The organism is Gemmatimonadaceae bacterium (assembly GCA_040882285.1).
Classification (GTDB): Bacteria; Gemmatimonadota; Gemmatimonadetes; order Gemmatimonadales; family Gemmatimonadaceae; genus JACDCY01.
Window position 1 is genome coordinate 132,178 of the sequence record JBBEBQ010000010.1, and the last position, 8,498, is coordinate 140,675.

9 protein-coding genes are annotated in these 8,498 nt (G+C 67.7%); 7 read left to right on the forward strand and 2 right to left on the reverse strand.

The annotated features are described in order from the left end of the window. Positions 1 to 72 precede the first annotated feature (72 nt). The gene (locus tag WEA80_06230) at positions 73 to 1,383 is read left to right on the forward strand and encodes a lysophospholipid acyltransferase family protein (GenBank protein MEX1186168.1); all 1,311 of its coding nucleotides are present in this window, start codon (positions 73 to 75) and stop codon (positions 1,381 to 1,383) included. Between the two features lie 13 nt (positions 1,384 to 1,396). Here WEA80_06230 and WEA80_06235 read toward each other — a convergent pair whose 3' ends face one another. Next, a complete protein-coding gene (locus WEA80_06235) occupies positions 1,397 to 1,930 on the reverse strand; it encodes a 2'-5' RNA ligase family protein (GenBank protein MEX1186169.1) in 534 nt (177 codons plus the stop codon). A gap of 114 nt (positions 1,931 to 2,044) precedes the next feature. Here WEA80_06235 and WEA80_06240 point away from each other — a divergent pair, with 114 nt between their 5' ends. After that, positions 2,045 to 2,938 carry an enoyl-[acyl-carrier-protein] reductase gene (locus WEA80_06240; GenBank protein MEX1186170.1) on the forward strand — a complete coding sequence of 298 codons (894 nt, stop codon included), beginning with the start codon at positions 2,045 to 2,047 and terminating at the stop codon, positions 2,936 to 2,938. Positions 2,939 to 2,979: 41 nt separating this feature from the next. Here WEA80_06240 and WEA80_06245 read toward each other — a convergent pair whose 3' ends face one another. After that, positions 2,980 to 3,867, reverse strand: a complete 888-nt coding sequence (locus WEA80_06245; GenBank protein ID MEX1186171.1) for a sensor domain-containing diguanylate cyclase — start codon at positions 3,865 to 3,867, stop codon at positions 2,980 to 2,982. A gap of 55 nt (positions 3,868 to 3,922) precedes the next feature. Here WEA80_06245 and WEA80_06250 point away from each other — a divergent pair, with 55 nt between their 5' ends. The 5 genes from WEA80_06250 to WEA80_06270 are packed head-to-tail and all read left to right on the forward strand — an operon-like array spanning position 3,923 to position 8,437. After that, on the forward strand, positions 3,923 to 4,123 hold the full coding sequence (locus WEA80_06250; protein MEX1186172.1) for a hypothetical protein: 201 nt from the start codon (positions 3,923 to 3,925) through the stop codon (positions 4,121 to 4,123). Next, positions 4,120 to 5,088, forward strand: coding sequence for a ring-cleaving dioxygenase (locus WEA80_06255; GenBank protein ID MEX1186173.1), 969 nt, complete (start codon positions 4,120 to 4,122; stop codon positions 5,086 to 5,088). Before WEA80_06250 ends, WEA80_06255 begins: the two co-directional genes overlap by 4 nt. Beyond that, positions 5,085 to 5,717: an alpha/beta hydrolase gene (locus WEA80_06260; GenBank protein MEX1186174.1), complete on the forward strand. Its 633-nt coding sequence runs from the start codon at positions 5,085 to 5,087 to the stop codon at positions 5,715 to 5,717. The genes WEA80_06255 and WEA80_06260 overlap by 4 nt, the downstream gene beginning before the upstream one ends. Positions 5,718 to 5,744: 27 nt before the next feature. Continuing rightward, positions 5,745 to 7,784, forward strand: a complete 2,040-nt coding sequence (tkt, locus tag WEA80_06265) for a transketolase (protein ID MEX1186175.1) — start codon at positions 5,745 to 5,747, stop codon at positions 7,782 to 7,784. Then, complete coding sequence (locus tag WEA80_06270; GenBank protein MEX1186176.1) at positions 7,781 to 8,437, forward strand: cyclase family protein; 657 nt, start codon at positions 7,781 to 7,783, stop codon at positions 8,435 to 8,437. The genes tkt and WEA80_06270 overlap by 4 nt, the downstream gene beginning before the upstream one ends. Positions 8,438 to 8,498: the final 61 nt, after the last annotated feature.

Consider the following 8,498-nt stretch of genomic DNA (forward strand, 5'->3'; position numbering starts at 1 on the left):
CTTTTGGGTCGGCGCCCGGACCGTAGCACTGGCCCGAACGGGCGCCGTGCCGCGAGCTTTGGCGGCATGTGGTTGCTGCCGTTGTTTTCCCGGGTCGCCGCGTTCGCTACCAGAACGTTTTACCGGACCACGATCACCGGCGGAGAGATCCCGCGTGACGGTCCGCTGCTGCTCGCAGGGAACCACCCGAACTCGCTGCTCGATCCGCTGTTCCTTGCGGCCGCCGCGCGCAGGCCCGTGCGGTTCCTGGCGAAGGCGCCGCTCTTCTCCAACCCGTGGACGGCGTGGGCGGTCGCGGCGGTCGGCGCGATCCCCGTGTATCGACCGCGCGACAACCCGGCGCTCGTGGGCCGGAACGAGAGCATGTTCCGCGCGGCGCACGATGCGCTGCTCGGCGGCGCGGCCGTCGGGATCTTTCCCGAAGGAATGAGTCACGACGCGCCTTCCATCGCGCCGCTCCGCACTGGAGCCGCCCGCATCGCCCTGGGAGCGAGACCCCGCCTCGGACACCCGCTCCCGATCATTCCGGTAGGACTGGTTCTTCGCAAGAAAGAGGAATTCCGCTCGGACGCGCACGTTCTCATCGGCGAGCCTGTCCGGTGGGACGACATCGATGGCGCGGAAAACAGTTCCGACGCCGTCAAGGAATTGACCGCGCGCATCGACCACTCCTTGCGCCGCGTGACGCTCAACCTCGAGCAGTGGGAGGACGCCCCGCTCATCGCCGCCGCCGAGGCGATCTACGTCGCCGAGCTCGGCACGGCGCCCGAGTCGGGCACGCTCGTCGACCGATGGCGCGAAGCGGCGCGAATCCTCTCCGCCACGCGCCGCGACGGCGACGCCGAAGCAACCGCGCTCGCCCGCGAGATCCGGCGGCACGCTCGCGGCCTCGATCTGTTCGGGCTCGAGCCCGCGGACCTCAAAGCCGCCACGGATCTGCGTGGCGCCGCGCGCTGGTCCGCGCGCAGGGCGGCGCTGCCGGCGCAGATCGCGGTCGCGTGGATTGGTGCGGTGCTGTTCTGGGTGCCGTATCGCCTCACGGCGGTCCTCGTCGATCGATCCTCCGCCGACGGCGCGAGCCGCGCGTCGATCAAGCTCGTGGGCGGCGCCGCGCTCTTCATCCTGTGGACCGCGTTGCTCGCCGCGGTCGCCTGGATCGCCGCCGGATGGACGGCTGCGGTGGCGGCGCTCGCGCTGCTGCCGCTGCTGGCTCTCACTACACTGCTGCTGCTCGAGGAGGCGAACGACGCGTGGAGCGACGCTCGCCGCTTCTTCCTCCTGCGTTCGCGGGTGCGGCCGCTCGAGGAGTTACGATCCCGTCAGCCCGAGCTGGCTCAAAGGCTCCGCGAGTTGCGCGACCGGGCGACCGGCGAGCGCGGCTGAGCCCAAACTCGTTCTAGCTCGCGGGCCCTGACAAGGTCAGCTCCAGCAGCTTGCGCGCGGGCTGAGGATCCCGCGTGTGATAGCACTGCAGCGTATCGATCAAACAGCTTCCTTCGATCTGGACCGACAGCAGCTCGCGCACGGCGTCGGCGGCAAGCTGCGGGTACAGGCTCAAAGTCACGTGCGGAGTGAAGGAGAACCGTGCGCGCGCGAACGGCAGGCCGCTCGTGGCGATTCGATCGTGCAGCTCCCGAAGCTTACCGTGCGGGTTCAGCGGCAGAACCACGATGTCGGTCTGCATGAATCGCACGGGATGGCCGAAGCCCAGATCCAGCGGCGCCGTCGCTTCCGCCACCGGCCGCAGCTTTCGCTCCAGCTCTTCCACGGTAACCGACGGCCGCATCGGCCCGACCCCGGAGGAGCCTGCGATCGTTACATGCGGCGGCTTGGCCGCAGCGAGCTTCCTGTCGAAGCGCGCATTTATCGCGGCGATCTGCTCCGCGGCTTCGCCGTGCAGCTCGGCGAGAATGAAGATCCCGTTCAGCACAGGCCGGAATTTACGGCGGAGTCCGGCCAGTTCGCTCCCGCTCGCGCTCTTGCAGTTGTACGGTCTTCGTAGTTGACTAGTCACCAGCCACTAGTCACTAGTCACTGGTTTTCAATGCTCTCCATCGACCTCACCGACCGTCGCGCGCTAGTCGCCGGAGTCGCCGACGACGCAGGCTACGGCTTTGCCATTGCGAAAGCCCTGGCCGAAGCGGGCGCCAGCGTGTGCGTCGCGACCTGGCCTCCCGCGCTCAGCATCTTCACCGCGCTGCTCGATCGCGGGAGGCTGGACGAGTCCCGCGCGCTGGCGCGCGGAGGAATGCTCGAGTTCGAGAAGATCTATCCGCTCGACGCCGCGTACGATACGCTCGCCGACGCGCCCGAGGACATCCTCGCCAGCAAGCGCTACAAGGATGCGGGAGATTTTTCGATCGACGGGCTCGCGACGCAGCTGCGCGCCGATTTCGGAGACCGGCCGCTGGACATCGTGATTCATTCGCTCGCCAACGGTCCGGAGGTGAAGAAGCCGCTGCTCGAGACCAGCCGCGCGGGCTACCTCGCGGCGGTCAGCGTGAGCGCTTACTCGCTCGCGGCGATGGTCGCGAGACTCGGCCCGATGATGCGTCCCGACGGATCGTTTCTCTCGCTCACCTATCTGGCGAGCGAGCGGGTCGTTCCCGGGTACGGCGGCGGAATGTCGTCGGCCAAAGCGGCGCTCGAGAGCGACACGCGCACGCTCGCCTTCGAAGCCGGCCGCAAGTTCGGGCTGCGGGTGAACACGATCTCGGCCGGACCGCTCGCGTCGAGAGCCGCCAGCGCGATCGGCATAATCGAAAGGATGGTCGACTACTGCGCCAAGAATTCGCCGCTGGTCGAGCCAGTCACCGCGGCCGAGGTGGCGGCCGCGGCGGCGTTCCTCTCAAGTCCGCTCGCCAGCGGAATCACCGGCACCACGGTCTACGTCGACAAGGGCTACCACGCGATGGGGATGGCGGTCACCAAGCTCTGACGACGAGTTGTTAGCTGCTAGCTGCTAGCTGCTAGCTGTAGTTACAATGCCGCCTTCCGCCGCTCGGCCCGCTTTCGATCCAGCACCTTCACCGAGATCAGCCGCTGGTCCGCGCGATCGACCGTGTCGGCCAGGCGCTCGCCGTCCTGCCTCGAGCACCAACCCATCGAGAACGGTACCACGTCGGCCGACGCGGCCGACGCCTGCAGCCGCTGCACGACTTGCAGCACGTGCTGCTCGAGGGCGCCGTGCAGGATCGCCACGAACTCGTCGCCCCCCACGCGGACCACCACGTCGTTTCCGCGCAGCTGCCGGAGCAGAAACCGGCTCAGATCAACGAGCGCCGCATCGCCGGCGGCGTGGCCGTGCTTGTCGTTGTACCCCTTGAAGTCGTCTATGTCGAGGTAGATGCACCCCCATGGCACAGACGGGTCCGACTCCAGCTTGTCCTCGAGCACGGTGAAATACCGCCTGTTGTAGCACCCCGTGAGCGGATCGCGCACGCTCAATTCGATCAATTGATCTTCCAGCGCCTTCTGCGCGCTGATGTCCACCAGAATGCCGTGATAAAAGAGCTCGCCGGTCTCCTCGTCGCGCACTACGTAGCTGGTGTCGCGCACGTACCGGGTTCCCCCGTCGGGACGCTTCAGCTCGAACTCGAAGCTCTGGACGGCGCCCCGGCTCTCGTACAGCGCCGCTTCCTCCGACCGGCGCGCCGGGTCCATCAGGTCGTGCGTCTTGACCGCCTTCAGCTCTTCGAGAGAGCCCACGCCGACGATGTCGATGAACGCGCGATTCGCGTCGAGGATGTCGCCGCTCGGCGTCGATATGTAGATGCCCTCGCCGAGCTGCGACGCGAACTGCCTCAGCGTCGCGGGATCGGATAAGCTGCGGTTCCTGCCGGACTCCTTGCCCTGCTCTCTCGACATAGCGCTCGGCATGTGTGTTGCCACCAGTCAGGGCAACACTAATTGAGGGCCTAACATGGCGCCTGATAAGCGAAGTGAACAGGCTCCGTCCAAAACGGACGAAGAGCGGACAGAGGACCAGGGCCAGCGCTCGGGCCGTCCCAACCAGGGGAACCCGGCGGAAGACCGCGAGCGGGAGCACAAGCCGAGTTACGGCGGCGAGGGCGGAGAGCCGCGCACCAGCTCCGACGAGAGGGAACCGGCGAAGCCGGAATGACGTTCGCGACCGTCGGAATTCACCACGTAACGGCGATCACGGGCGATCAGCAGCGCAACCTCGATTTCTACGCGGGCGTGCTGGGGCTGCGTCTCGTCAAGCGTACCGTCAACTTCGACGATCCCACCACGTACCATTTCTATTTCGGCGACGAGTCGGGAAGCCCCGGCTCGCTCATCACCTTCTTCGCCTGGCCGGACGCGAAGCGCGGGCGACCCGGAGCGGGGCAGGTCGCCGTGACCTCCTTCGCGATTCACCCGCGCTCGCTGGGATACTGGATCGAGCGCCTCATCCGGTATCACGTGCAGTACGAGCAGCCGAAGACGCGCTTCGACGACGAGCGCGTCATCGCCCTCAAGGACCCCGACGGTCTGCTGCTCGAGCTCGTTGCCCACCCCTCGGCCGAGGGCCGCAATCCGTGGAGCGGCGGGCAGGTCGAGCCCGAGCACTCGATTCGCGGGATCCACGCAGTAACCCTGTGGGAGGAAGGGCACGAGCTGACTAGCCGCCTCCTCATCGACTCCCTGGGCTTCCGCCTGACGCGCGAGCAGGGGAGCATCTACCGCTTCGTGGCGCGGGGCGATGGCCCGGCGACGATAGTGGATGTGCGCGTGGTGCCCGGTCTCTGGAGCGGAGTGATGGGCGCCGGCGCGGTGCACCACGTGGCGTTCCGCGCGCGCGACGACGCCGAGCAGATCGCCCTTCGCGGGACACTCGCCGCGCTCGGCTCGAACGTCACGCCGCAGCTCGACCGGCAGTACTTCCGCTCGGTGTATTTTCGCGAGCCCGGGGGGGTGCTGTTCGAGATCGCCACCGACGGCCCGGGCTTCACGCTCGATGAGCCGCTGGAGACTTTGGGTCTCGCGCTCAAACTGCCGCCGTGGCTCGAGGATCGCCGCTTCGAGATCGAGGCGCTGCTCCCGGACGTGCGGCTGCCGCTCAAGCTCCCGGGGCCCGCGGGGTGAGCGAGCGCTGCGGATTCACCCACCGGTTCGTCCCGTCCCCGTCCGGGTCGCGCGATACCGTGCTGCTGTTGCTCCACGGCACCGGCGGCAACGAAGACGACCTGCTAGACCTGGGATACGAGCTGTCGCCCGACTCCGCCCTGCTGAGCCCGCGCGGCAAGGTTCTCGAGAACGGCGCGCCCCGGTTTTTCCGCCGCCTCGCGGAGGGCGTCTTCGATCTGGATGACGTCCGGCTTCGCGCGGGCGAGCTCGCGACTTTCATCGAGTGCGCCCGCGCGGAATACGGCTTCGAGGACGCCAGGATCGTCGCCGTCGGCTACTCCAACGGCGCCAACATCGCGGCCGTCACGATGCTCCTCCATCCGGGGCGGATCCACGCCGCCGCCCTGCTCCGTGCCATGGTGGTTCTGGAGCCCGCGCCGCCGCCGGACCTCTCGGGCACCGCGGTGCTCGTGTCCGCTGGGGTCATGGATCCAATCGTGCCGGCCGCGCATGCGGCGCGGCTGGCCGGGATCTTCCGCGACGCGGGCGCGGCGGTGGAGCTGAAGCGGCAACAGGCATCGCACGGGCTCGTCCGATCAGACATCTTTGACTGCAGAGATTGGCTCGCTCGAATCGTCCAGCGTTAGCCGCTTCATTCGAAGTCCATTCCCACGATGACAGATATCGCTCCGGCACACCCATCCACGTCCGCCGAGCTCGAGCAGCTGGCGATCAACGCCGTTCGCGTGCTCTCCATGGACGCGGTGCAGAAGGCCGACTCGGGACATCCCGGAACACCGATGGCGCTGGCGCCGCTGGCGTACACGTTGTGGACCCGGCACATGCGCTACGATCCCCGCGACCCGCTCTGGCCCGATCGCGACCGGTTCGTGTTGTCGGCCGGGCACGCATCGATGCTGCTGTACAGCGTCCTGTACCTCACCGGCTACGACGTCTCGCTCGACGACATCAAGCAGTTCCGCCAATGGGAGAGCGCGACACCCGGCCATCCCGAGCTGGGCTACACGCCGGGCGTGGAGACGACTACCGGTCCGCTGGGACAGGGGTTCGGCAACGCCGTCGGGATGGCCATCGCCGAAGCGCATCTGGCGGCGACGTTCAATCGGGACGAGCACGGCATCATCGATCACTACACCTGGTTCATCGCGAGCGACGGCGATCTCATGGAGGGCATCTCCCATGAGGCTGCGTCGTACTCCGGCCATCTGCGGCTCGGCAAGCTGATCGGCTTCTACGACGACAATCACATCACGATCGAAGGCGCTACCGATCTCACTTACAGCGACGACGCGTTTCAGCGCTTCGATGCGTACGGCTGGCACGTGCAGCGCGTCGCGGATGTCAACGATCTGGACGAGCTGGACAACGCGATCGAGGAAGCGAAGGCGGAGACGCAACGACCGTCGCTCATCATCTGCCGCACGCACATCGGGTACGGCAGCCCGAACAAGCACGATACCGCGGAGGCGCACGGGGCGCCGCTGGGGGAGAAGGAGATCGAGCTCACCAAGCGCAATCTCGGCTACCCGTCGCTCGAGCCGTTCCACGTGGATCCGGATGCCCTCGCGCACTGGCGCAGAGCGGGCGAGCGCGCCACCGCGATGCGCAGGGGATGGGATCACCGGCGGATGGGCTTCGCCAGGGCGCATCCGGCAGAATCAGCGGAGCTCGACCGCCGGCTCGCGGGTGAGCTGCCGGACGGCTGGGAAGAAGCGATTCCCGTATTCACCGCCAAGGACGGCAACGTCGCGAGCCGCGCGGCGTCGGGCGTCGTGCTCAACGCCATCGCGGCAAGGATTCCGGAGCTGATCGGCGGCTCCGCCGATCTCGCCAGCTCCACCAACACGATCATCAAGCAGGAGAGCAGCATCTCCGCGACGAACCCGGGCGGACGCAACTTCCACTTCGGGATTCGCGAGCACGGCATGGGCGCGGTGATGAACGGGATGGCGCTGCATGGCGGAGTGCGCCCGTACGGGGCGACGTTCCTGATTTTCTCCGATTACATGCGGCCCGCGCTGCGGCTCGCGGCGATGATGCGGCAGCCGACGATCTACGTCTTCACGCACGATTCCATCGGGCTCGGCGAGGACGGCCCGACGCATCAACCGGTCGAGCAGCTCTCGACCCTGCGCGCGATTCCGTATTTCACCCTGATCCGTCCCGCGGACGCGAGCGAGACCGCGGAAGCCTGGCGCGCGGCGATCAAGCACACGGCCGGCCCCGTCGCGCTGGTTCTCACCAGGCAGAAGCTCGGGTTCATCGACCGCGACAAGTACGCCGACGCGCGGCTGCTCTCTCACGGAGCGTACGTCCTGAGGGACGCGCCCGGCGGCGAGCCGCAAGTCGTGCTGGTGGCCAGCGGATCCGAGGTCGCGCTGGTGATCGAAGCGCAAGCGCGGCTGGAGTCGGAGGGAGTTCGGGCGCGGGCGGTCAGCATGCCGAGCCACGAGCTGTTCGCGGCGGAGGACGCGGGCTATCGCGCCCGCGTCTTTCCCGAGGGCGTGCCGCGGATCGCCGTCGAGGCGGCGCATCCGATGTCGTGGTACCGCTGGGTGGGCGACACCGGGGTGATACTCGGCCTCGAGCGCTTCGGCGCGTCGGCGCCGTACGCGAAGCTGTACGAGGAGCTCGGCTTCACGGTGGACAAGATCGTGGCCGCCGCCAGGGATCTCGCCGCAACCGGCGCGTGACACGGGAGCCGCGCCTTTACGACATAAGCGTCACCGTAAATCGCGACACGCCGGAATGGCCCGGCGACAGCGCTTTCGCGTCCGAGTGGAGCACGACGATCTCCGGCGGCGACAGCGTCAACGTGTCGGTGATGCGGTCGAGCCCCCACGTGGGCACCCACGCGGACGCCCCGCTGCACGTGCGCGACGGCTGGCCGGGCTCGCACGAGCTGCCGCTCGACGCTTTTTGCGGCCGCGCGATCGTGGTCGACGTCACCCGGTCCGACGGCCCGATCACGCTCGCTCTGCTCGCCGCGAGCATGCCGGGAGACCTCGCCGAGCGGATCGGCCGCTCGCCGCGCGTGCTGCTCAAGACCGAACGCACGATCGCGACCGGGCATTTCCCGGAGGAGTGGCCGACGCTGTCGGAAGAATGCGCTCGCGCGCTGCTCGGCCACGGCGCGCGCCTCGTAGGAGTGGATTGCCCTTCAGTCGACGAGAGAGAGAGCAAATCGCTTCCCGTCCATCACATGCTCTTCTCCGGGAACGCCTGTCTCCTCGAGAACCTCGACCTTCGACGGGTGCGTGCCGGCGATTACGAGCTCCTCGCTTTTCCGCTCAAGGTCATGGGAATGGACGCCGCGCCCGTCCGGGCGGTGCTGCGCGAGATCTAGCCACCGCGTCTGGCACGTCCAATGCCATTAGGGGCGGTGATTAGTGCTTAGTGATTGGTGG

Excerpts from the sequence above, each read along its gene's own strand:
- tkt (MEX1186175.1), top strand. The coding sequence starts at position 5,745 with ATGACAGATATCGCTCCGGCACACCCATCCACGTCCGCCGAGCTCGAG.
- WEA80_06245 (MEX1186171.1), bottom strand. The coding sequence starts at position 3,867 with ATGTCGAGAGAGCAGGGCAAGGAGTCCGGCAGGAACCGCAGCTTATCC.
- WEA80_06255 (MEX1186173.1), top strand. The coding sequence starts at position 4,120 with ATGACGTTCGCGACCGTCGGAATTCACCACGTAACGGCGATCACGGGC.
- WEA80_06250 (MEX1186172.1), top strand. The coding sequence starts at position 3,923 with ATGGCGCCTGATAAGCGAAGTGAACAGGCTCCGTCCAAAACGGACGAA.
- WEA80_06240 (MEX1186170.1), top strand. The coding sequence starts at position 2,045 with ATGCTCTCCATCGACCTCACCGACCGTCGCGCGCTAGTCGCCGGAGTC.